Source organism: Rhodococcus sp. OS5, from assembly GCF_056837585.1.
Genome location: NZ_CM166368.1, coordinates 1,620,706 through 1,644,126, shown reverse-complemented (window position 1 = coordinate 1,644,126; position 23,421 = coordinate 1,620,706). Strand labels below are relative to the sequence as shown.

Annotated in this window: 22 protein-coding genes; 7 read left to right on the top strand and 15 right to left on the bottom strand. The window is 61.6% G+C overall.

The genetic code is table 11. From position 1 onward, the window contains the following. Positions 1 to 3: 3 nt before the first annotated feature. Positions 4 to 579, bottom strand: a complete 576-nt coding sequence (locus ACVZUB_RS07710) for a TetR family transcriptional regulator (RefSeq protein WP_063314795.1) — start codon at positions 577 to 579, stop codon at positions 4 to 6. Between the two features lie 68 nt (positions 580 to 647). On the opposite strand from ACVZUB_RS07710, the gene ACVZUB_RS07705 reads away from it, so the two are divergent. After that, on the top strand, positions 648 to 2,249 hold the full coding sequence (locus ACVZUB_RS07705; RefSeq protein WP_003941517.1) for an MFS transporter: 1,602 nt from the start codon (positions 648 to 650) through the stop codon (positions 2,247 to 2,249). A gap of 51 nt (positions 2,250 to 2,300) precedes the next feature. On the opposite strand, the gene ACVZUB_RS07700 is transcribed toward ACVZUB_RS07705, so the two are convergent. Then, positions 2,301 to 3,152: an SDR family oxidoreductase gene (locus ACVZUB_RS07700; RefSeq protein WP_063314796.1), complete on the bottom strand. Its 852-nt coding sequence runs from the start codon at positions 3,150 to 3,152 to the stop codon at positions 2,301 to 2,303. 118 nt (positions 3,153 to 3,270) lie between these two features. On the opposite strand from ACVZUB_RS07700, the gene ACVZUB_RS07695 reads away from it, so the two are divergent. Then, complete coding sequence (locus tag ACVZUB_RS07695) at positions 3,271 to 3,720, top strand: winged helix-turn-helix transcriptional regulator (protein WP_007735410.1); 450 nt, start codon at positions 3,271 to 3,273, stop codon at positions 3,718 to 3,720. On the opposite strand, the gene ACVZUB_RS07690 is transcribed toward ACVZUB_RS07695, so the two are convergent. From ACVZUB_RS07690 to ACVZUB_RS07680, 3 genes are all read right to left on the bottom strand, one after another. Continuing rightward, positions 3,696 to 4,688: an iron-siderophore ABC transporter substrate-binding protein gene (locus tag ACVZUB_RS07690; protein WP_063314797.1), complete on the bottom strand. Its 993-nt coding sequence runs from the start codon at positions 4,686 to 4,688 to the stop codon at positions 3,696 to 3,698. The two genes, ACVZUB_RS07695 and ACVZUB_RS07690, sit on opposite strands and share 25 nt — an antisense overlap. Before the next feature lie 183 nt (positions 4,689 to 4,871). Continuing rightward, positions 4,872 to 6,275, bottom strand: coding sequence for a dihydrolipoyl dehydrogenase (gene lpdA, locus ACVZUB_RS07685; protein WP_003941477.1), 1,404 nt, complete (start codon positions 6,273 to 6,275; stop codon positions 4,872 to 4,874). Between the two features lie 49 nt (positions 6,276 to 6,324). Beyond that, the gene (locus ACVZUB_RS07680; protein WP_058038501.1) at positions 6,325 to 7,311 is read right to left on the bottom strand and encodes a dipeptidase; all 987 of its coding nucleotides are present in this window, start codon (positions 7,309 to 7,311) and stop codon (positions 6,325 to 6,327) included. Between the two features lie 233 nt (positions 7,312 to 7,544). Here ACVZUB_RS07680 and ACVZUB_RS07675 point away from each other — a divergent pair, with 233 nt between their 5' ends. The 3 genes from ACVZUB_RS07675 to ACVZUB_RS07665 all read left to right on the top strand — a co-directional run bounded on the left by ACVZUB_RS07675 (position 7,545) and on the right by ACVZUB_RS07665 (position 12,002). Then, positions 7,545 to 8,594 carry an alpha/beta hydrolase gene (locus ACVZUB_RS07675; protein ID WP_021343370.1) on the top strand — a complete coding sequence of 350 codons (1,050 nt, stop codon included), beginning with the start codon at positions 7,545 to 7,547 and terminating at the stop codon, positions 8,592 to 8,594. Between the two features lie 255 nt (positions 8,595 to 8,849). Then, positions 8,850 to 9,866: an alpha/beta hydrolase gene (locus ACVZUB_RS07670; protein ID WP_003941485.1), complete on the top strand. Its 1,017-nt coding sequence runs from the start codon at positions 8,850 to 8,852 to the stop codon at positions 9,864 to 9,866. An 84-nt stretch (positions 9,867 to 9,950) separates the two neighbouring features. Then, positions 9,951 to 12,002, top strand: a complete 2,052-nt coding sequence (locus tag ACVZUB_RS07665) for a prolyl oligopeptidase family serine peptidase (RefSeq protein WP_482628275.1) — start codon at positions 9,951 to 9,953, stop codon at positions 12,000 to 12,002. 4 nt (positions 12,003 to 12,006) lie between these two features. Here ACVZUB_RS07665 and ACVZUB_RS07660 read toward each other — a convergent pair whose 3' ends face one another. Together ACVZUB_RS07660 and ppk2 are read right to left on the bottom strand one after the other, a co-directional pair. Further along, positions 12,007 to 12,840 (bottom strand): alpha/beta hydrolase family protein, encoded by an 834-nt coding sequence (locus tag ACVZUB_RS07660; protein ID WP_020906717.1) that lies wholly within the window; start codon positions 12,838 to 12,840, stop codon positions 12,007 to 12,009. 51 nt (positions 12,841 to 12,891) lie between these two features. Further along, entirely contained in the window at positions 12,892 to 13,806 is a 915-nt protein-coding gene (gene ppk2 / locus ACVZUB_RS07655) for a polyphosphate kinase 2 (protein ID WP_482628274.1), read from the bottom strand. Between the two features lie 145 nt (positions 13,807 to 13,951). Here ppk2 and ACVZUB_RS07650 point away from each other — a divergent pair, with 145 nt between their 5' ends. Continuing rightward, positions 13,952 to 14,155 (top strand): PspC domain-containing protein, encoded by a 204-nt coding sequence (locus ACVZUB_RS07650; protein ID WP_003941534.1) that lies wholly within the window; start codon positions 13,952 to 13,954, stop codon positions 14,153 to 14,155. A 271-nt stretch (positions 14,156 to 14,426) separates the two neighbouring features. On the opposite strand, the gene ACVZUB_RS07645 is transcribed toward ACVZUB_RS07650, so the two are convergent. From ACVZUB_RS07645 to ACVZUB_RS07625, 5 genes are all read right to left on the bottom strand, one after another. Further along, entirely contained in the window at positions 14,427 to 15,872 is a 1,446-nt protein-coding gene (locus tag ACVZUB_RS07645; RefSeq protein WP_482628273.1) for a wax ester/triacylglycerol synthase domain-containing protein, read from the bottom strand. Positions 15,873 to 16,008: 136 nt separating this feature from the next. Next, entirely contained in the window at positions 16,009 to 17,469 is a 1,461-nt protein-coding gene (locus tag ACVZUB_RS07640) for a wax ester/triacylglycerol synthase domain-containing protein (RefSeq protein WP_311094539.1), read from the bottom strand. A 467-nt stretch (positions 17,470 to 17,936) separates the two neighbouring features. Continuing rightward, positions 17,937 to 18,131: a hypothetical protein gene (locus tag ACVZUB_RS07635; protein ID WP_031331808.1), complete on the bottom strand. Its 195-nt coding sequence runs from the start codon at positions 18,129 to 18,131 to the stop codon at positions 17,937 to 17,939. Positions 18,132 to 18,186: 55 nt separating this feature from the next. Next, positions 18,187 to 18,321 (bottom strand): hypothetical protein, encoded by a 135-nt coding sequence (locus tag ACVZUB_RS07630; protein WP_257232983.1) that lies wholly within the window; start codon positions 18,319 to 18,321, stop codon positions 18,187 to 18,189. 46 nt (positions 18,322 to 18,367) lie between these two features. Further along, positions 18,368 to 18,511, bottom strand: a complete 144-nt coding sequence (locus ACVZUB_RS07625) for a hypothetical protein (protein WP_153212751.1) — start codon at positions 18,509 to 18,511, stop codon at positions 18,368 to 18,370. Between the two features lie 565 nt (positions 18,512 to 19,076). Between ACVZUB_RS07625 and ACVZUB_RS07620 the strand changes: the two genes are divergently transcribed. Further along, entirely contained in the window at positions 19,077 to 19,913 is an 837-nt protein-coding gene (locus tag ACVZUB_RS07620) for a DUF559 domain-containing protein (RefSeq protein ID WP_054781533.1), read from the top strand. Positions 19,914 to 20,067: 154 nt separating this feature from the next. Here the strand turns inward: ACVZUB_RS07620 and groL are convergent, their stop codons facing one another. The 3 genes from groL to ACVZUB_RS07605 form a co-directional block, all read right to left on the bottom strand. Beyond that, entirely contained in the window at positions 20,068 to 21,693 is a 1,626-nt protein-coding gene (gene groL / locus ACVZUB_RS07615; RefSeq protein WP_003941476.1) for a chaperonin GroEL, read from the bottom strand. 273 nt (positions 21,694 to 21,966) lie between these two features. Further along, a complete protein-coding gene (locus ACVZUB_RS07610; protein WP_019744475.1) occupies positions 21,967 to 22,524 on the bottom strand; it encodes a DUF6764 family protein in 558 nt (185 codons plus the stop codon). Between the two features lie 81 nt (positions 22,525 to 22,605). Continuing rightward, a complete protein-coding gene (locus ACVZUB_RS07605) occupies positions 22,606 to 23,391 on the bottom strand; it encodes an HAD-IIA family hydrolase (protein WP_020906711.1) in 786 nt (261 codons plus the stop codon). Positions 23,392 to 23,421 lie beyond the last annotated feature (30 nt).

Below are 23,421 nucleotides of genomic sequence, written 5' to 3'. Positions count from 1 at the left end.
CAGTCACGGCTTGCAGAGTCGAGTGACGGCCTCGCGCACCACTTCACGGCGGCGCGCGATCTCGTCGGCGTCGACGTTCTGGTTGTCGGCCACACCGGGGGCCACCACCCAGCCGAACACGAGGCCGAACAGCATCGTGATCAGGTCCTGGGGGTCCCAGTGCTTCGAGATGAGGCCGTCTTCTTGAGCCTTGCGGATCGTGGCCATTCGCGGAACCCAGCTGGAATGTTCCTCGGCCAACTTCTTCATCCGTGGTGCCTCACCCTGCAATTGACCCCAGATCATCATCCGTTGAATCTGTGGTTTGCCGAGCATTGCGTCGAACAGTTCGACAGCATGCGCGGGCATGTCTTCACCGGTGAACTCGACGGATTCCATCGCCTGCTCGAAGTCGACGTCGAGCACCGCGTGGAACAACGCGACCTTGTCACCGAAATAGGCGTAGAGGCGCTCCTTACTGGCGTTTCCGTTCTTCGCAATCCGATCGATGCGCGCACCGGCAAGCCCGTAGGTGCCGAATTCTTCTTGCGCAGCGTCGAGGATTCGCTGTTTCGTCGCGGTCACGTCAGTGGGAGCCATAGTGATGATGGTAACCGAACGAACTATTTCGTTTGACTCACCCGAGAAGGCTGGAATACCTTTTTCCAATGACCACCACGTCCCACGTCGACGGCGGCACTCTGCCACCGATCCCGGCTGTCTCCGAGAATCCGAATCATCAACGTCGCTGGCTGGTGCTCTGCATCGTCGCGTTCGCTCAACTCATGGTGGTGCTCGACGGCACCATCGTCTCCATCGCCCTACCGGCAGCCCAGGAGGAACTGGGCATCAGCGACCTTGACCGCGCGTGGGTGGTCACGTCGTACGCCTTGGCGTTCGGTGCGCTGCTGCTCCTCGGCGGACGTATCGCCGACTACTGGGGCCGCAAGCGCTCCTTCATCGTCGGCATGGCGGGCTTCGCGGTTGCCTCCGGCATCGGCGGCATCGCGCAGAGCGGTATCGAACTGTTCATCGCTCGCGCCGGCCAGGGCGTCTTCGCAGCATTGCTCGCGCCCGCTGCGCTGTCGATGCTCACCACCACCTTCATCGGAGAGAAGGAGCGCGCCAAGGCTTTTGCCGTCTACGGCGCGATCTCCGGCGGTGGCGCTGCCATCGGCCTGCTCCTCGGTGGAGTGCTGACGCAGTACGTCGACTGGCGTTGGTGCCTGCTCGTCAACATCCCGATCGCGCTGATCGCCATCGCTGCAGCCGTCCCGATCGTCAAGGAAACCAAAGCGCACGGCGACACGAGCTACGACCTTCCCGGCGCTGTCCTCATCGCCCTGGGGCTCGGCTCACTGGTCTACGGATTCACACGCGCCGAGCACGGCTGGGGTCAGGCGGACACTTTGCTGTTCATCGCACTGGGTCTGGTCTTCCTCGCGATCTTCGTGGTCGTCGAGAGCCGCAGCAAGAATCCGCTTCTACCGCTGAGCGTTCCGTGGCATCGCGATCGCGGCGCTGCTCTGATCGGCTCCATGCTGGTGGGCGCCGCCCTGCTCGGCGGCACGTTGTACCTGACGTTCTACCTGCAGATCGTGCTCGGATTCAGCCCGGTCATGGCCGGCGTCGGATCGCTGCCGATGGCGTTCTTCATCGTCTTGGCGTCGACCATCGCAGCGCAGTTGTCCACCAAGATCGGCCCCAAGCCGCTCATGGTCGCCGGCCCGCTGGTGGCAGCAGTAGGACTGCTCATGCTGACCCAGATCGAGGTACACAGCTCCTACTGGACGCACGTGTTCCCCGGCCTCGCGATCTTCGGCTTCGGACTGGGTCTGCTGATGGTGCCGATGCAGAACCTCGCACTGATCGGTGTCCCCGACCACGACGCCGGCGCTGCCAGTGCCCTGGTCAACGCCACCCTGCAGATCGGCGGCGCACTCGGAACCGCACTGTTCACCACGATCTACGCTTCGGCAAAGTCGGCCTTCACCGCCGACAACGCGGCGCCGATCCCGCCGGAAGGCATTCCTGTCGACATGTCGAACGCGACCATCCCGACTGGTGACCAATTGGCGCTACTCCCCCAGCCGGTGCAGGACTTCGTCGCCTCGATGACGGACTACTTCTTCGGCGCCGAGGTATCCGGATACTCGGCCGCATTCGGTTGGGCGGCAATCCTGTTGGCGATCATCGCACCGGTAGTGCTGGTTCTGGTCCGCGCCAAGAAGGGTGATCTGCCCGCCGAAGGTGCAGTCCACATGGGGTAACCCCTGTGCGCCTTTATTAACCGCCCGCGGTTAATAAAGGCGCACAGCAGGTCAGGCCTTCTTCAACACCTCAGCCACCGGAGTGCTGCTGCGGCCGATCAACTTCTGCAGGTCGCCAGACTCGGTGTCCAACGCCCCCTTGGCAATTGCAGCATCGGAATCGGCGAGGATCTGCGCAACCGGTGCAGGCAGTCCGACGCTCTCGAGAATGCCTTCGTATGCCTCCGCGTCCACGAACTGGTACGCGACGGGCTTGCCGGCGAATTCGCTGATCTTTGCGGCCAATTCGGCATAGGTGAGCCTCTCGTCACCGCCCAACTCGTACACTGCACCTTCGTGGCCATCGGTGGTCGCGACTACTGCTGCGGCGTCGGCGTAATCCGCACGCGCCGCAGCCGCGATCTTGCCTTCCGCTCCCGCACCGACCAGTGCGCCGCGTTCGATCACACCGGCCAGGTCGTTGGTGAAGTTCTCCCAGTACCAACCGTTGCGCAACAGCGCGAACGGAATACCGCTCCGAATGAGCACGTCCTCGGTCGCCTTGTGCTCGGCAGCAAGCTTCATCGGCGTGTCCTGAGCATTCAAGATGCTCGTGTAGGCGATGAATCCGACGCCGGCAGCCTTCGCCGCGTCGATGATGTTGGCGTGTTGCGCGAGCCGTGACCCCACTTCACTTCCCGAGATCAGAACCAGCTTGTCGACGCCCGCCAGTGCGGTTTCCAACGCCGAGGCATCGGCGTAGTCCGCTTGGCGTACAACTACTCCGCGGGCGGCGAGGCTTTCCGCCTTCTGTGGATTGCGGACCACTGCGACGATGTCGGACGCGGCGGTTCCCCGCTCGATCAACGACTCGACTACCAGTTGTCCGAGGTTTCCGGTTGCGCCGGTGACTGCAATGCTCATGCGAACTCCCGATCCAGGTTGAAGCGTAAATGCGTTCTGCAACCATCATGCACTTATTTTTCGTAAGTGCAACACGTCGAGTTAGCGCTATGGGATCGTGCAGTAGTAGCCTGGGTTCATGACCAGCACCGACTCACCTTCACGTGCTGCCCAGACCCCTGATCCGAATGCCGACGTCGTGGACCCAACGCTCGAGGCTGACGTCTTCGCTCGCGGGTGCAACTCTCGGGCGGCATTGCAGAATGCAACCGGACGCTGGGGAGCACTCGCGCTGGCGGCATTGAACGAGGGCCCGTACCGGTTCAGTGCCCTGCGCCGACGCGTCGACGGAGTCAGCGAGCGCATGCTCTCGCAGACCCTGCAAACACTCGAGCGGGATGGCCTCGTGCACCGTGAGGTACTCGAAACCATCCCGCCCAAAGTGGAATACAGCCTGACCGAACTCGGCGCCGACGTCGCCGCAAAGATCACGGCCCTGATCGAACTACTCGAGTCGCAGGTTCCGAAAATCGTTGCGTCACAAGCGTCGTACGACGCTCGGAATCAGCTCAACTTGTCCGAAAGCTGAGCGATGAACTCGTCGAATGCGTAGGGAACGCTCAGCACCGTCGGAGCGGACGTAGCCATCGCGTAGTCCATTCCGACCAGACGAACCAGACGGCCGTTCGACACCGAGGTCATGTTCGCGAACGGACCGAAGGACATCAGCTTGTCCAGGTTGGTGCCGTCGGCGTCGACGAGAATGAAGACGTCGGCGTCGAGTGTGTCGATGGATTCCATGCCCACGGACACCGAACTGTCGCCGGAAGTGCACACTGCGTCGACACCGGGCGAGGTCTTCACCCCGAGCTGGCCGAGAAGACGGATCCGCGGGTCGGTGCCGCAGAAGACGATCAGGCCCTCGTCGGTGCGCATTGCATACGTTGCGGTTTTGCCCTGGAACTGTGGGTGATCAGCGGCCTGCTTCTCGAAGTACGCCCCGGTCTCGTCGATCAGCGTCTGGGCCTGCTCCGGCTGTCCGAGCGCTGCACCGATCATGCTCATCTGCTTGTCCCACGCCGTATCCCACGGCTGGTCGGGGAACGCGACGGTCGGCGCGATGTCACTGAGACGCTTGTACTCGCCCTCGTCGATGCCGGAGTAGACGGCGAGGATCACGTCGGGATCGAGCCCGAGGATCTGCTCGAACGGGATATCGGGATTGGTCGTCATGAGAACAGGCTTGGCACCGTTCAGACGCGAAGCGTCCCAGGGCAGGATGTTGTTCTCGATGCCGGCGCCGGAGAAGCTCTCCATGGCGACCGGAACCTTGTTCAGTGCGATCACCGCATCCTGGCCACTCCATCCGATGGTCACGATGCGCATAGGCTCCGCGTCGATCGTCGTCGAACCATAGGCGTGGTCGACGGTCACGGGGAACGCCCCCGCCTCGGCGGCACCCGAAGCTTCGGCGTCCGATCCGGAGTCACCTGAGGTTCCACAGGCGGAGAGCGTCAGCGCGACGCAAGCCGCGAGCAGTACGGAACGAGTTTTCATGAGTGGTCCTTCGAAAGCCGAATGGTCGACTCGGGACGCTAATGCGTTGCGCGCCTACACCCCGACTCGAAGGCCTCAGATGGCGGTTTCGCAACACAACTCGACACAAAAGACGAAAAACCCCGTGTGCCTTTCCGGTAGTGCGAACTACCGAAAAGGCGCACGGGGCCGAAGGCCCTGCCGTCAGAAGTTGATCATGTGGCCGGCGAGGCCGTGGATCGCTTCCTGCAGTGCCTCACTGAGCGTGGGGTGGGTGTGGACGTTGCGTGCCAACTCGTTGACCGTGAGGTCCCACTTCTGGGCCAAGGTCAGCTCGGGCAGCAGTTCCGAAACGTCCGGTCCGATGAGGTGCCCGCCGAGCAGTTCGCCGTACTTCTTGTCGGCGATCAGCTTGACGAAACCGGTCGGGTCACCGAGACCGTGTGCCTTGCCGTTGGCAGCGAACGGGAAGTTCGCGACCTTGACGTCGTAGCCCTCGGCCTTGGCCTGCTCCTCGGTCAAACCGAACGAGGCGACCTGCGGCTGGCAGAACGTCGCACGCGGCATCATCCGGTAGTCACCGAGTGTCTGCGTCTCCGCGCCGCCGATGGTCTCGGCAGCGACGACAGCCTGAGCTTCTGCGACGTGCGCGAGCTGCAGCTTGGCGGTGACGTCACCGATGGCGAAGATGTGCGGGACGTTGGTGCGCATGTAGTCGTCGATCGCGATGGCGCCGCGATCGGTCAACGCGACACCGGTGTTCTCGAGACCGAAGCCCTCCACACGCGGTGCGAAGCCGACGGACTGCAGAACCTTGTCGACGACCACGGTCTCGATCTCGCCGGACTTGTTGTCCTTGATCGAGACGGTGACCTTGCTGCCGTCGTCGCTGATGGACTGCACAGCGGCACCGGTCTTGATGGTGACGCCGAGCTTCTTGTACTGCTTGGCGATTTCCTTCGAGACGTCGGCGTCCTCGTTGGGCAGTGCCCGATCGAGGAACTCGACGATCGTGACGTCGACGCCGTAGTTCTTGAGGACGTAACCGAACTCCATGCCGATCGCGCCGGCACCGACGATCAGGATCGAACCCGGAAGGTCACGGGTGAGGATCTGCTCTTCGTAGGTCACGACGTTCTCGCTCAGCGAGGTGCCGGGCAGCAGCTTGGTGTACGAACCCGTCGCGATGATCGCGTTGTCGAACGTGATCGTCTCGGTGCCACCCTTGCTCAGCTCCACGCTGATGGTGTTGGCGTCGACGAACGTGCCCTTGCCGTCGTACTCCGGGATCTTGTTCTTCTTCATCAAGAAGTGAATGCCCTTGACTCGCCCGTCCGCGACCTTGCGGCTGCGATCGAAAGCGGAGCCGAAATCGAAGGACACGTCTCCGGACATGCCGAACGTCTTCGCTTCTTTCGTGAAGATGTGCGCGAGTTCGGCGTTACGGAGAAGCGCCTTGGACGGAATGCAGCCGACATTCAGGCATACACCGCCCCAGTACTTCTGCTCGATGATGGCGGTGCTCAGGCCCAGTTGTGCCGCGCGGATAGCAGCGACGTACCCACCGGGGCCGGCTCCGAGGACAACGACGTCATAGTGTGAGGTCACGATTCACCAGGGTAGTCCTGCATCGTTTCGCTGTCCCCAGATGGTCGTATTACCCGTCGGTAGCCCACACTTCTCGGGCAACTCGGGCGAAATTTCCGCCGTACACGGCCTCGATCGACGGCTCGTCGAAGCCCCGCTCACGCAATACCTGATCAAGTGTCAGCACCTCCTCCGGAGGAGTCCACTGCAGTGGCCCCCACGCGGTGTACGCCTCGGAGAACGACGACGGGTTCTGCTCGATCTCTTCGCGGAAGTCGTCGGCGTCGAATGAGAAGTCGGAGCCGATCCCGACATGATCGATGCCGACGAGTCCCACAGCCTCTTCGATGTGGTCGGCCATCGCGGACAGCCGAGCCTGGTCGTCATCCGGTCCGTTGACGCCGAGGAATATGCCCACGCCGTTGATCCCGACGACGCCGCCGGTCTCCGCACACGCTCTGGCCTGATCGTCGGTGATGTTGCGCGGATGCTCCCACAACCTTCGGAGGTTCGAGTGGCTGTAGATCATTGCTCGCTGGGTGATAGCTGAGATGTCCAACCCCGTCTGTACAGAACAATGTGAGCCGTCGACCGTCATTCCGACGCGATTCATCTCGGCAACCAGGTCACGGCCGTATCCACTCAACCCCGTGTCCGCCAGGTCCAAGCAGCCGCAGCCGGCAGCGTTCATGTAGTTATACGTCGGCAACATCGAGCGGACTCCGAGGTCGTAGAAGTACGAGACGTTGGCCAGGTCTCCCTCCAGCGGATTCGAGTCCTCCAGGTCGAAGGCCAGGGCGATTCCGCCGGACTCCTGAATCTCGACGACGCCGTCGACGGTGAAGACAGGGGTGATCTCCGGGAACTCGACCCGCGCCTGCCACGCGAAACTCTTGGCGATTGCCGTCGAGTCCGCGCGAGTCTGCGGCGAGTAACCGACGTTCACCGAAACGTAACTCCCCGCTGGGCGCTGATATCGGAGAAGATCTTCGACAGACGCGTTCGACTGCAGAGGTAGGCAACAATGTTGTTCCCATAGTGGATATGTCCGGTTCACTCACTAATCCCGTCGATGATCAGGGAAATTCACCTGAAACTGGTCGTACGTTCAGCAAATCTCTGGTTCACTGGCGGATAACGCACCGATGCGGTAGAACTTACAAGACTCACACGCCCTGTACCTATCGACAGAGCATGTACCCAGCATGAATTCCCGTACGGGAACAGCAACAAAGGACCGTTCACTCCTGGGCGGATTCGAAGGAATTTTAGGTGGAGGTTTCTGAACGTATGCGTGCTCGCACTTTCAAGCGTGGCCGTCTGGTCGCCGCTGTAGCCGCAGTATCCGTGCTGCCGATGCTGATCAGCCCTGCAGTGTCGTCCGCAGGCGGAGATCCGTCGACCACCACGGCAACTGTTGCCAAGGCAAACACAACGGGTTCCAAGCTCTCGAGCCGCACGGACAACGGGCGCATCGCCACCATCAAGGTGTACTCACCTTCCATGGGACGCGACATTCCGCTCGAAGTCATCCTCCCGGCAGACGGCAGCGAACCCCGCCCGACCCTCTACCTGCTCAACGGTGCAGGCGGCGGCGAAGACCGGGCGACGTGGCAGCGTCAGACCGACGTCAACGAGTTCTTCGCTGACAAGAACGTCAACGTCGTCACCCCGCTCGAAGGTGCATTCAGCTACTACACCGACTGGGTGAACGACGACCCGTCCCTCGGCCGTCAGAAGTGGCAGACGTTCCTGACCCAGGAACTCCCGCCCGTCATCGACGCCGAGTTCAACACCAACGGCGTCCAGTCGATCTCCGCGATCTCGATGACCGCGACCTCGGTCCTCAACCTCGCCATCGCAGCTCCGGGCCTCTACAAGGGCGTCGGTGCATACAGCGGATGCGCCGAGACCAGCACACCGGTCGGCCAGTCCTCCATCGAACTGGTTGTGGGCATGCGCGGCGACGCTGACGTGACCAACATGTGGGGCCCCCTCGACGGCCAGGGCTGGATCGACAACGACCCCGTCGTCAACGCCGAGAAGCTCCGCGGCACCGAGCTCTTCATCTCCACCGGCTCCGGACTCCCCGGCCCGCACGACACCCTGAACAACGAGGCGATCAACGGACAGGTCGGCACACTCGCCAACCAGGTGATCGTCGGCGGCGTCATCGAGGCAGCAGTCAACTACTGCACCCACAACCTCGCCTACCGCCTCAACGATCTCAAGATCCCGGCCACCTTCGACTTCAAGCCGACCGGCACCCACTCGTGGGGCTACTGGGAAGACGATCTCCACAACTCCTGGCCGATGCTCGCTCGTTCGATGGGCATCTGACCGAAATCGTTCCGACTCGACCCCGCTCCCTGCACTTCCGGGAGCGGGGTCGAGTGCTTGTCTGGGCCGATTCGGGGGTTAATTCGGGGGTTAATTCCGGGGCCAATTCAATTGTCAGGCAATCGAATCGCGTCACTTTCTGCGCCCGCTCTGCTTTACTGACACATAACAAAAAGTGAACCTGTTCCAGTAAGGGCTCACAGGCACTTCGATCCGTTCCGGATCCGAAGACATTCAGGTGGAGGATCCGAACGTATGCGTGCTCGAATTTTCAAGCGTGGCAGTGTGATCGCAGCTCTCGCAGTGGCCACGGTGCTGCCGATGCTGATCAGTCCGGCGACAGCTTCTGCGGGCGGTGACACGTCCGGATCGCACGTCGTGAGCAACACCAAGACCGGCGACCGCAAGGTCACCATCTCGGTTTTCTCCCCGGCGATGGATCGCAACATCCCGCTCGAGGTCATCCTCCCCGCAGATGGCAGCGAACCCCGCCCGACGCTCTACCTGCTCAACGGTGCAGGCGGCGGCGAAGACTCGGCGACCTGGCAACGCAAGACCGACGTCATGAACTTCTTCCAGGACAAGAACGTCAACGTCGTCACTCCACTCGAAGGCGCGTTCAGCTATTACACCGACTGGGTGAACGACGATCCGGTTCTCGGTCGCCAGAAGTGGCAGACGTTCCTGACCAAGGAACTCCCGCCCGTCATCGACGCCGAGTTCAACACCAACAAGGTCCAGTCGATCTCCGCGATCTCCATGACCGCGACCTCGGTCCTCAACCTCGCCATCGCGGCTCCCGGCCTCTACAAGGGCGTCGGGGCGTACAGCGGATGCGCTGAGACCAGCACCCCCGTCGGTCAGAGTGCGATCGAACTTGTCACAGGTACCCGCGGCGGAGCTGACATCACCAACATGTGGGGCCCGCTCGACGGTCAGGGCTGGAAGGACAACGATCCGGTCCTCAACGCCGAGAAGCTCCGCGGCACCGAACTCTACGTCTCCACCGGCTCCGGACTCCCCGGCCCACACGACACTCTCGCCAATCCCGCGATCAACGGTCAGGTCGGTGCGCTCGCCAACCAGGCGATCGTCGGCGGCGTCATCGAGGCAGCGGTCAACTACTGCACCCACAACCTCGCCTACCGCCTGAGCGATCTGAAGATCCCGGCCACCTTCGACTTCAAGCCGACCGGCACCCACTCGTGGGGCTACTGGCAGGACGATCTCCACAACTCCTGGCCGATGCTCGCTCACTCCCTGGGCGTCTGACCCGATTCGTTCTCACTCGACCCCGCTCCAGTGTTTCGGGAGCGGGGTCGAGTGCTGTCGGGAGCGAGCAGTAAGAATGGACGTATGACTTCCGATCAGCAGCCCACCACCGGCGACGACCCCTACCTCTGGCTCGAAGACGTGACCGGTGAGTCTGCACTCGATTGGGTCCGTCAGCACAATGCCGTGACCGAGGAGCAGCTCACCGACAACGAGCGCTTCGATCGACTACAGCGCGACGTGCGCGAGATCCTCGATACCGACGCGCGAATCCCCTACGTCCGCCGTCGAGGTGAGTTCCTCTACAACTTCTGGCGCGACAGCACCCACGTTCGCGGATTGTGGCGACGCACGACGTTCGATCAGTACGTCACCGACGACCCGGAATGGGACGTCCTGGTCGACCTCGACGCCCTGGCCGAGGCCGAGGGCGAGAACTGGGTCTGGAAGGGCACGCAACTTCTACGGCCACACCGCAACCGTGCATTGATCAGCCTCTCCCGCGGCGGGGCAGACGCGGCGGTCGTTCGCGAGTTCGACATCGACAAGCGCGAGTTCCTCGCTCCCGAGGGCGAGAATCCCGGCTTCTACCTTCCCGAGGCCAAGACCGACATCGACTGGATCGACATCGATACCGTCTACGTCGGAACGGATATCGGACCAGGGTCGCTCACCGATTCCGGATATCCCCGTCTGGCCCAGCGGTGGAAGCGCGGCACTCCCCTCTCCAGCGCCGAGACCGTCTACGAGGGCCAGGCCACGGACGTGGCCATCTCGGCTTCGCACGATCCGACGCCCGGGTTCGAACGGGACTTCGTCACTCGCTCGGTCGATTTCTACAACTCTCAGCATTTCGAAGTTCGCCCCGACGGTGAACTGGTGCTCGTGGACGTCCCCGAGGACGCCGGGATCTCGATTCACCACGAGTGGTTGTTGATCCGCACCAAGTCCGTGTGGGCCGTCGAGGACACCGAATATCCGACCGGCGCACTGCTTGCCATCCGTTACGACGATTTCCTTGCCGGCTCACGAGCACTGACATCGATCTTCGAACCCGACGCACATTCCTCGCTCGAGCACTACACCTGGACACGCGATCATCTGATTCTGGTGGTCCTGACCGACGTGCGCACGACGCTGCGAATCCTGACGCCGGGCGAAAACGGCTGGGAGGATCGACCTTTCGAAGGGCTTCCAGAACTGACCAGTATCGAAATTCTCGACACCGACCCTGATGTCAGCAACGAGTACTTCGTCAATTCGAGTGGATACACCTCCCCTGCAACTCTTTTGCACGGCGTGATCGGCGAAACCGAACCCACTGCCCTCAAGCAGGCTCCCGCGTTCTTCGACGCCGAGGGCATCACCACGGAGCAGTTCTTCGCCACCTCTGCCGACGGCACCCAAGTTCCGTACTTCGTGGTGCGCAGTCCGCGTAGCGAGCCCGGCCCTACCCTGCTCTACGGGTACGGCGGATTCGAGATCTCGCTGACACCGTCGTACAGCGGTTCTCTGGGCCGTGCCTGGCTGACGCAGGGCGGAACCTATGTGGTTGCGAACATTCGTGGTGGCGGCGAGTACGGACCCGGTTGGCACACACAGGTTCTCAAGGCCGGGCGCCACAAGGTGCACGAAGACTTCGCTGCCGTCGCGAGAGACCTCGTCGATCGCGGAATCACGACCCCGGATCTTCTGGCAGCTCAGGGCGGTAGCAACGGCGGCCTGCTGATGGGCATCATGCTGACCAAGTACCCCGAGCTCTTCGGCGCCATCGTCTGTCAGGTCCCGCTGCTGGACATGCGCCGATTCCATCTCCTGCTGGCCGGCGCTTCGTGGATGGCCGAATACGGTGACCCCGATGTCCCGGAGGAGTGGGCATTCATCTCGGAGTACTCGCCGTATCAGAACATCGACGCCGCCGCGTCGTACCCACCGATCCTGATCGCGACGTCCACCCGCGACGACCGCGTCCACCCCGCGCATGCCCGCAAGATGGCCGCACGGCTGGAAGAGCTGGGCAAGCCGGTGCTGTATTTCGAGAACATCGAGGGTGGCCACGGCGGCGCCGCGGACAATGCTCAGCTGGCCTTCAAGACTGCGCTGACCTACGAGTTCCTCTGGCAGAAACTCGCCTGATCTTTCAGCGGTCGCGCAACCACGCGACGACGCGCTCGCTCACAGCGGTGGGATTGCGTATCCAACCGTTGTGACCGAGTGGTTCGTCGATGTGCGTCATCGTCACTTGGGCCCCGGAGAGCTTGTCCACCAGGTTCTTTGCCGACCGGCGTGGAGCGAGATCGTCCCCTTCGATCGTGATCGACAGAACCGGCAAGGTCAGGCGAGCGATCCGCTCCTCGTAGTCGATATCCGCACCGACGGGTTCCATGCGACCGGTCCTGGCGAACCGGGCCCAATCGGTGATCAGTACTTTCGACTGTCGACCGAAGCCGCCGACGTTGACCCGGTCTCCAGGCCAGAAGCCGGCGATGTTGGCTGTCACCGACATCGCGGACGAACCCAGATAGAGTCCGGGCGCACGGATTCCGGGGAATCCGCGGTGATACGGCGATCCGGAGGCAACCAGGATCAGTCCGCCGAGCCGGCCCCGAATCCTCGACGCGTACATGACCCCGATCTGGCCGCCCATGCTGTGCCCCATCAGAAATGGTGTGCTGGCCGGAAACCGCTCACGCACCACCTCGAACGTCGCCGGACAATCGATCGAGACCAGTTCCTGATATCCGAAAACACTCGACGCGCTCGGGCGCGGTTTGCTGTCACCTTGGCCACGCAGTTCACCGATGGCCGCATTGAAGCCGGCTTCGACCAGGGCCTGCGCCACCGGATCGTAGAACCCGGCGGGAACTCCGAGCCCGGGCAACATCACCACCACGGGTGCGTCGTCGTTCGGTCCGGGAAACAGACGGATCGGGGTCACGGTGCCGTCGGGGAGTTGGATCGGTACGGTCTCCATTCAACTCACACTAACCACCCACGCCGCGGATGGGCAGAGCCCACGCGCCGACTATTCGAGGCTTCCCACGATCAGCGGATCCGGAGTACCCACGATCTCGTAATCCTTGTTGTCGTAATCGAACTGACTGAGCACGTGACGCATCGCGTTTATCCGTGCGCGTTTCTTGTCATTGCTCTTGATGACGGTCCACGGAGCGGTGTCGGTATCGGTGAACCGGATCATCTCTTCCTTCGCCGCCGTGTACGCATCCCACTTGTCCAGAGAAGCGATGTCCATCGGCGAAAGCTTCCACTGCCGCACGGGATCGACCTGTCTGATCGCGAACCGCGTGCGCTGCTCCAGCGGGGAAACCGAGAACCAGAACTTGATCAAGCTGATGCCGTCGTCGACGAGCATCTGCTCGAACAACGGCACCTGGCGCAGAAAACGCTCGTGCGCCTCGTCGGTGCAGAAGCCCATGACCCGCTCGACCCCGGCCCGGTTGTACCAAGACCGATCGAACATCACCAGTTCCCCGGCAGCCGGAAGGTGCTGCACGTAGCGCTGGAAGTACCACTGCGTCGACTCGCGGGCCGACGGCTTCTCCAGCGCCACGACGCGAGCGCCGCGAGGATTGAGGTGCTCCATGAATCGTTTGATCGTTCCGCCCTTGCCGGCAGCGTCGCGTCCTTCGAACACGATGGCGTGCCGTGCGCCGGTTTCCTTCGACCAGTTCTGCAGCTTGAGGAGTTCGATCTGCAGCAGACGCTTGGACATTTCGTACTCGTCCCGAGGCATCCGTGCCTCGTACGGGTAGCCCTCCCGCCAAGTGTCGACCTCGAAACCGTCCGGCGACGTCAGCAGCACCGGATCGTCGTCGTCATTGTCGTCGACGGTGAAGGCGGCGGTGTCGGCCAGATCGACGGCGGTCGAAAGATCCGCGAAGGCGCTGAGGAACGGTCGGCGTTCTGCTAAATCGGTCACCGCCGACAAGTTAGTCTCCCGCAGCAACCGTTCGGTGAAGCTGGGATGAACTACCGGGGTATGACACGGCGGACTCAAAAGATCAGGGTGCAAATGGGGGTCGTCCCCGATGGTGCGCGGCGCCATCTCGCTTCAGAATTGAAGCATGACATTCGAAAGCAACACACCTCGCCCCTTCACCCGTTCCAACGACAAGAAAATGTTCGCCGGAGTGTGCGGCGGAATTGCAGATTACTTCGGCGCCGACGTCAATCTTGTCCGTCTACTCGCGGTTATCGCCGCTATTTGCACGGGTGGAACCGCGGCTTTGGTATATCTCGCCGCCTGGATGCTCATGCCGTTAGGTTGAGAATTCCGGCACTTGGCATGGCGAGAATTACGCGCCGACAAAAGGTATTTCGGGGCCTACGCGCCAACACGAGCAGGCCCCGAAATCGACAATCTACTTGACGGCCTTCAACTCTCCACCGCTGAGCGCAGCGAGGGCCTCGAGACCCTTGACGGCCAGGCCACTGACGCTGCCCAACCAAGATGTTCAGTGGTTCACTTGGGACGAGCAAATGACGCCGATCAGAAAACTCAGGGAACGACAGGCGGCGTAAAGCTGAGGTGTCGAGAGATTATCGTTCGACCAACTCACGATTTTGGTCGGAAACTGCCTGCAGAAGCGCCGTGAACCCCACCCGCAATAATTCGATGTAGTGCTCGATATCTGGCATCGTCTCTCGCGAGACGATGACATTGAGCGTCAGAGAACCTCCACGCGCAGCAATGAGGAAGTGGCGCAGAATGTCTCCGTCGACCGGCGCCTGCCCGCCGAGAACTGCCACCGCCGGCGCACCTTCGAAGACATTGCCGTCGACCGATACCGGGACATTGCTGATCGTCGTGTTCTGAATGACCTTGTGCGAAGGGTCAAGCTTGTTGATCCGACGCGAGAGACCGGTGAGTCTGAGCAGAGCCGCGGGCGACGTTTCGATGCGTGTGCCGTATCGACGGACGGCTGGGTGCAAACTCCGCCCCTTTGCCATCAGCGCCGAATCCCTGATTCGTGTCAGCCGCTCGACCGGATCTTCGACGTCCGTGTGCAGATCGACCGTCAACAGCGCCAGTTGGTTGGCCGATTCCCATTCGGCGATCTGCCGCATCGATCGGGGAACCATCGCCGCCAACCCACTGCCTGATTTCTCGCCCTTCTCCGACAGGTATGCGTCGAGAGCGCCGGCGACGACGGTCAGGAAGATGTCGTTGACCGTCACGTCCGGAACGGCCGCTCGGATCGCTTTGATGTCTGCGCCGTCCAGCGTCAGGAAATCGATCGTGATGTCTCCGCCCAGCATGCCGTTGAATCGGGTCGGCAGGCGGTCGGCCGAGTACGTAGGCAGCTCTCCGGCCTCTTCCGCCTCCCGAACCGTCTCGCCCGCAACCTTTGTCACGGACAGACCCCGGCCGAAACGGATCGCCTGGCCGGGCAAACCCACGACCGTGCGCCCGATCAAATTCAGCGACGAAAGCCCCGAACCGGCACGCTTCGTCTCCGGCTTCGGCGGACCGGAGAACAGAAGGTTGGTCAGATCGCGGATCGCCAGACCGTCACCGGCCCCGTGGTGGGTCTTGAGCATGATCAGCGTCAGATTGCCCGGTAGCTCGTCGATCCCGTGCACTCCGGTCATGACGTGCAACTCCCAGGGCGGCCGGGACAAGTCCATCGGCTCACCGAGCGAGCGCCCGAGCAATTCACGAACCGGCGCCCACCCGGCAACCGGGGCACGATGGACGTGCACGTGATCACCGACGTCGAAATCGGCCGGGACCCAATAGGGATAGTCCAGATCCAGCGGAACTCGCTGGAGTCGACTCGTGAACAGTGGCCAGTATCCGAATCTTTCGGTGATCCACCGAACCGCGTCGTCGTGCGTCATCTCTGCGAGCGGATGGCCCGTCGTGTCGAAGAAGTAGGCGCAGACCATGTGGCTCAGATGTCCGCCGGACTCGTTGTAGACGAACTCCGCGTCTCGCGGCCCCATCTGAGATACCGCGGCTGGCAACGAGTTCCGAAAGATCATGCATGCCCCTCAATTCCGACGCTGAACGAATGTCCGAATTGTAGCGAGCTGACATGCCGATCCTCTGGGTTCTGCTCGGAATCGTTGGGTATCACCGGATCCAGCAATCGGAAAAGGTGCCTGTGATTCCGATCGATCAGGAGGCAACCTCTTGGTCAGGTGAATCCTCAGTCTGCATTGAGGCTGCCGCTGCCAAGTCATCGAAACTTGCTCGCAGTAGTTCGATGTAATGGTGGAGATCGGGCATGGTCGCGGTATCCGCGATGACGTTGAGGGTCAGTCCCCCACCTGCTGCGGCGACCATGAAATGCCGTAGCCCATCCCCGTCGATGGGCGCTTGCACTGCAAGCACAGCCGCGCCCGGGGCGCCGGCAAGCGTCAACCCTTCGACCGAGAGTGGAATGTTACTCACCATCGTGTGCTGGTAACGCGGTCGATCGAGGCTGTGATCGTTCTGCTTGCGCGCATACGCCATCAATCTCATCAAAGGCGCGGGCGTGGTCTCGACTGCGGCCCCGGCACGCCTGACCGCGGGATGGGACGTGCGCGCCTTCTCCGACCGTGCCGAACTCGAAATGAGCGCCAACCTCTCCAATGGGGACTCGACCTGGGTGTGCATATCCACCAGCAGAGCCACCAACTGATTCGCCGACTCCCACGCTTCGACCTTACGCACCGAGCGAGGAACCATCGCGATCAAGGAATCGCTTGGCCTTTCATCCTTTTCCGTGAGGTAGCGCGTCAGAGCGCCTCCGACAACGGCGAGTAGAACGTCGTTGACAGTGGCACCGGGCACCGAATCCTTGATCTCACGGACCTGCTCCCCGGACATTGTCATCGGTTCGAGTGAGGCAGCTCCACCCACCTTGCCGTTGAATCGAATTGCAGGCCTCTCGTTGAGGCTCTCCACCCATTCTCCTGCCTTCTTCGCAGCGTCAGCATCTCTCTGAGCGCGTCGGTTGCCTGGTACCTGCCTTGCGAAGCGATATATTCGGCCGGGAAACCCCAGTAGCGACTTGGTGAATATCCTCGCTCGCACAAACGGCACAGACGGTTCGGACCCAGCCTGCTGCACCTTGCCCGAAAAGATAGCCTCGCCCAACGTCCTGATGGCGATACCGTCAGCTGCACTGTGGTGAGACTTGAGCACCACCGCCGTCAGTCGGCCCGGCAATTCTTCAAGTCCCTCCAAACCTACGAAGAAGTGCAGTTCCCACGGCGGACGGCGCAGGTCCATCTTCGTGGTCAACAACGCGCTCAACGGCTTTTGCAGCGCTGCCCATCCTGTGTCGTTGATCTTGTTGACGTACACGTGCTTTCGGACGTCGAAGTCAGGGTCTGTCACCCAGTAGGGATGGTCCAGTCCCAACGGAGTCCGTTGGACTCGTTGAGTGAACATGCGATCACATCCGAGGCGTGCGGTAACCCAGTCCACTGCCTGTTCTGCCGTGAATTCCGCGCTTGGGTGCAACGATGTCTCGAAGAAGTACACAGCGATCAGATGGTTCAGGTGACCAGCGCCCTCGTGATAGATGAATTCGGCATCGCGTGGGTTCAGCTGCGCCATCCTTGCGCCTGACGTGTTGGACGCGCCCATTGAACTCCTTGTATCGCGGCTGGTTGCCCGCACATTCGCCTGAGTGCAAAGCTTGTGACTATGAGGCCAGTGATTGCAAAACCGATGGTCCCCGAAGCCAGAGGGCTACGGGGACCAAAGTTTCAAGCAAGTGCAGGTTGTGCAGGTTCGCCTGACTGCTCCGCTACGATGCTGTCCTGGACAACCGAACAATATGATGCAGTCGCTGGAGTGATCACGGCTTTTGTGGAGGATCCTTGATGATCTTGCTTCCAGTGGAAGTGAGACCAAGCATGTTCGATACCCACGTGATCATTCCGGTTAAATAAGTTTGCAGCATGACCGATTCCGTTCTTTCTATGGCGTGGGGGAAGACGACAGCGCGTTCAAATACTTCACAAACGTGCCCACGAGATCGACCGATCCGAAATCGACGATCTTGGACAGGTAGTCCAGGAAGAGATCGAACATCTTTTCTCCTTCTCCTTTTACAGGCCGGCTACGGAGCCGAGGACCGATTGGACGCTGCCCGCCGCAGCCTCACCGAGCGCACCGCCCATGTTGAGGCTTCCGGTGATCGACACGAAGATTCCGTCAACGACCTTGACCAAGTAGAACAGTGGATCCACGAGGGATCCGACGTCAACGCTTGCGAGCGCACCTATCAAACTAGCTGTGTCCACCGTATTTCACACTCCTTGAGATTGATTTCGTTCACTGGCTAAAGCAATTCACTTCTCAGTCGACGTTCGGGAACCAGCCGAAGTCAACCGAGGCGATAAACGGGGTAAACAAAGCCATCCCGAGAATGTTTTTGATCAACCCCCCGGCCTCGCCCTCGAGAACGTCCGCAATCGATCCCAGATCCATCATTCGCTCCTGTCATCAAAAACATTGGAAGAAGAACTTGCAGGTGCCGTCAACTGAGGTCGATTGCCGAAACCAACGATCCGGTGACCCCGTCGATTCCCGGCATGAGCGAACCGGACCAGACGTTACCCAGCAGGTCGGTGAACAATGCCGCCGTTGTCTGCAGGAACATGACGATCATATTGAATCCCACGCTTTCGATTGGCCGCGAATACTCACGGAACATTTACATTGGAATGCTTGATGCAGCCCACAAAGAACCGGTCCGAGCAGCAATTAAAGAATCCCAGTCGAACGATGAAGCCGAGATCCTCCGGGGCTGGTGCCCACTTTCCGCGGCTGTGACTGACATCAAGGTAGTGCAATAGGATCCGGTTTGGGTGCTTTTTGCCCAAGAATTTCAGATGGATCTGAAACCTGTTCCATATTCGCAGGTCTAGCGTCCAAGACGCCTGAAAATCGAGCAAAATGGAATAGCAATCGGAATTTACGTCGTCCGAAAGGCTTAGTACTTGAGGGTATTCAGGACAGAATTATCCACCAAAAGAACTAGACGTATCCGCACTTCACAGGTTAGCGGAGGCGAACAATCGGGACGGAAAATATCAAACATCCTTCAACATTCGGATAGATGAAGCTTCTCGTTCCCCACCTTCTCGATACACCTGTTACGCCATGAGGTTGTCCACACACACGCGGCCATCCACAAAGTGGCTTCTGAATCCGCGTCGTCAGGCTCTTGCCGCCACAGTGCATACGTGGAAGTTGTCACAAGAAACCAGTTGCTCGAGCAGGGCACTTCGCGCAGTTCGATCTCCCGATCCACGCGGTCAGGGCGACTCCATCGAATCCTGCCGTCGGTGTACTCCACCGAAGAACCTGGATACTTCGAGCGTTGCGTCGCGGTCACACTGTGGAAGCCTGAGGCCGTCCTCAGCCATACCAGCGCAGCCTGGCTGTGGGATCTCCTGCCGGAGGAACCACTCTTCGTCGAGGCCACCGTGGCTCCCAGCGTCCGAGCAGCCAGTCCGCAGTGGGTACGGCTTCACCGACGAACAGGAGTCTCGTCGGATGAGTGGATGGGTTTACCGATCGTGCCGATCGAGCAGTGCTTCATCGACGTCGCGACCACGTTGCCACGGCCCGCACTCGAGGCCTTCTTCGACGCGGCGGTATCGACCCGAGTGCCGTGGAAGTCGATAGCCCAACTGTGTGATGCGAGCCGCGGCAGGCACGGGATCCCCGCCGTACGCGAACAACTCCGCACCTGTTGCCCGCTCACTCGTTCGGAACCGGAGCGAGCAGTCGCCCGTGCACTGACTGCGCGCAACGTTCACCTGGAGATCAACGCTCGGGTCGGACCCTACTTCGGCGATCTGGTCGACACGCGAGCCCGGGTGATCGTGGAGATCGACGGGCGCGAATTCCATACCGACCCCGCAACTTTCAACAACGATCGACGGCGTCAGAACGCACTCGTTCTCGACGGATGGATGGTGTTGCGTTACTCCGCCGCCACCGCGATGGCCCATCTCGACGCTGTGGCGGACGAAATCATCACAGTGGTCCGAAGACGCCGACACAACCGGGCGTAAGCGCGGGCGTAAACGCACACAGCATCGAGCGCGCAACGGGAAACCGCGATCGCGTCGCAGTAGTGGACAAAAATGCCCGCAAATACCTCCGCACAAGCAAAAGCCCGGCCCACCGAATGGTGGGCCGGGCTCTAGGAGCTAGGTGGAGATGGACTCAGAAGTCCATGCCGCCCATGCCGCCGGTCGGATCGCCTGCAGGCGCTCCGGCCTTCTCGGGCTTGTCAGCGACAACGGCTTCGGTCGTCAGGAACAAAGCCGCGATGGACGCTGCGTTCTGCAGTGCCGAGCGGGTGACCTTGACCGGGTCGTTGATGCCTGCAGCGAGCAGGTCGCCGTACTCGTTGGTCGCAGCGTTGAGGCCGTGACCTGCGGGCAGGTTGGAGACCTTGTCCGCAACAACGCCGGGCTCGAGGCCTGCGTTGAATGCGATCTGCTTGAGCGGAGCGGACAGTGCAACGCGAACGATGTTCGCGCCGGTTGCCTCGTCACCTTCGAGCTTGAGGTCGTCCAGTGCGGGAGCTGCCTGGAGAAGTGCAACGCCACCGCCGGCGACGATGCCCTCTTCGACGGCTGCCTTTGCGTTACGCACTGCATCTTCGATGCGGTGCTTGCGCTCCTTGAGCTCGACCTCGGTAGCAGCGCCGGCCTTGATGACTGCAACGCCGCCGGCCAGCTTGGCCAGACGTTCCTGCAGCTTCTCACGGTCGTAATCCGAGTCGCTGTTCTCGATCTCGGCGCGGATCTGGCTGACACGACCGGCGATTGCGTCGGCGTCGCCGGCACCCTCGACGATGGTGGTCTCGTCCTTGGTGATGACGACCTTGCGTGCCTGGCCGAGGAGCTCGAGGCCTGCGGTCTCCAAGGAGAGTCCGACCTCTTCGCTGATGACCTCGCCACCGGTGAGGATGGCGATGTCGGCGAGCTGAGCCTTACGACGGTCACCGAAGCCGGGAGCCTTGACGGCAACAGACTTGAAGGTGCCACGGATCTTGTTGACCACGAGGGTGGAGAGAGCTTCGCCCTCGACGTCCTCGGCGATGATCAGGAGCGGCTTGCCGGACTGGATGACCTTCTCCAGCAGGGGCAGCAGGTCCTTGACCGTGGAGATCTTGGAGCTGACGAGCAGGATGTACGCGTCTTCGAGGACGGCTTCCTGACGCTCTGCATCGGTGGCGAAGTACGCCGAGATGTAGCCCTTGTCGAAGCGCATGCCCTCGGTGAGCTCGAGCTGCAGGCCGAAGGTGTTGGACTCCTCGACCGTGATGACGCCTTCCTTGCCGACCTTGTCCATAGCCTCGGCGATGAGCTCACCGATGGACGGGTCGCCGGCGGAAATACCGGCGGTAGCAGCGATCTGCTCCTTGGTGTCGATCTCCTTGGCGGTCTCGAGCAGGCGAGCTGTGACAGCCTCGACAGCCTTCTCGATGCCGCGCTTGAGGCCGAGCGGGTTCGCGCCGGCTGCGACGTTGCGCAGGCCTTCACGGACCAGAGCCTGTGCGAGAACGGTAGCGGTGGTGGTGCCGTCGCCAGCGACGTCGTCAGTCTTCTTGGCGACCTCCTTGACGAGCTCGGCGCCGATCTTCTCGTACGGGTCGTCGAGTTCGATCTCCTTGGCGATGGAAACACCATCGTTGGTGATCGTGGGGGCGCCCCACTTCTTTTCGAGAACGACGTTGCGACCCTTGGGGCCCAACGTCACCTTGACAGCGTCGGCGAGGGCGTTGAGGCCTCGCTCGAGGCCACGACGTGCCTCTTCGTCGAACGCGATGATCTTTGCCATTGCGAAGTGATCCTCCGGATAGGGGGTGACACACAAGGTGACCGCTCGTCGGGTCACCTCATCGGCACAAGGCGACCGTTTGACCAGTCACCTCATTACACGGGCGACCGATTTGCCTGGTCACCCATCTACGCCTGTGGTCTAGTCAGTGCCCGCGACGGACGACCGGGGGTGTCTATGGTTCCCGGTCTCACTGCCTCGACCTGGCACTCACGGTTCGCGAGTGCCAACTGCATTTTTAGCACTCGAGCGTGCCGAGTGCAAGGTTGAGCCTCAGCCCGCGATGCAGAACTGTCCGTTACTCAAATTGACCGCAAACGAGAGCACTCCGACGCAGTCGACGCCGTTGGCATCGGCCGTAGCGCCCGCTCCGTAACCAGCGATGGCGAAGGTGACGTTGCCGTCAGCCGCCCCGGCCCGCGCGATACCGCCGCCGAGCGCAAATGCCTGCGCCTGACCGTTACCGCGAGAAGCCCCCAGCGCGGTTCCGAAGCCGTTTGCATATGAATTGGAGTAGCCGTTGTCGGCGGCGACGCTCACAGCGGTACCGCTCTCGGCAGCACCGGCCTGCGAACGGCCGGCTCCGACGGACTGCGCGCCGCAGCTCGCGGTCTCGGAGACCTGGATGTCATTGGCCGACGGCGGCGAGACACACGTGACGGGGGCTGCCGAAGCAGCTCCCGCACCGGTCAGCGCCAGCCCGGCGGCGAGCCCCATACCTACAGTCATCACAGCCCCTGTTCTCGCCAGGCGGCCCCCCAACCGACTACTGGAAATTCCGCTGACTCGAGAGGATGAGCGACGGAACCAGACTGACGAGATCAAGGGCATAGAAAACTCCTTCGTGGAACAAGTTCATTGGATTCGGGCGCGAGAGTACCCGCTCGAGTGAAGTCCGTCACCCCCGCCTGGTCAAGCCTCGAGGACGACCCCGAGAAGGGCCGGAAGATCCGCGACCGAATCGATGACATGATCAGGCTTCTGAACCGACAGATCGAGCACTGTTTGCCGAAACTTGCCTGTGCGCACCAGAACTCCGGTCAAGCCGACTCGTTGTGAGGAGAGGACGTCCCCGATCAGGTCGTCGCCGACCATCACCGTCGCCTCAGGTTCGACATGCATCAGCTCCGTGGCTGTCAGGAACCCCGTGAGAGACGGTTTACCCACTGCGGCGATATTTACACCTGCCACTTCCTCGAAGCCCGGCAAGTACGTTCCGGTGTCGATCCGAAGGCCGTCTACGGTCTCCCACATCATCCCGCGGTGCATCGCGACGACGGGCACACCGGCGAGCAGAAGTTCGAGCACTCGGCTCAGCGCCTCGTGAGTGAACTCCGGGCCGGCACCGCCGAGAATCACGACCTCAGGATCGGCGTCGTCGAATTCGATTCCCTCGAGATCGGCAGACACGTCACCGTGATTGAGGACCCACGCCCGCGCGTCCGGATACGTCGCCCGCACGTACTCCCCTGTGAGCCTGGCGGCAGTAACTATCTGGCTCGCCTCGACCTCGATACCGGCGTCGCACAACCCCTGCGCGATGAGCGACGAACTGCGCGAAGTGGTGTTGGTCAGAAACCCACAGGCCAATCCCCGCCGCCGAACTTCGCGTACGGCTTCCCCTGCTCCCTCGATCGGCTGCCAGGACGTGAGCAGGACTCCGTCGATATCGAACAGAACACCTTCGATGTCGGCCATTGCACCAGCCTATATTCGCCATCGAGGTCC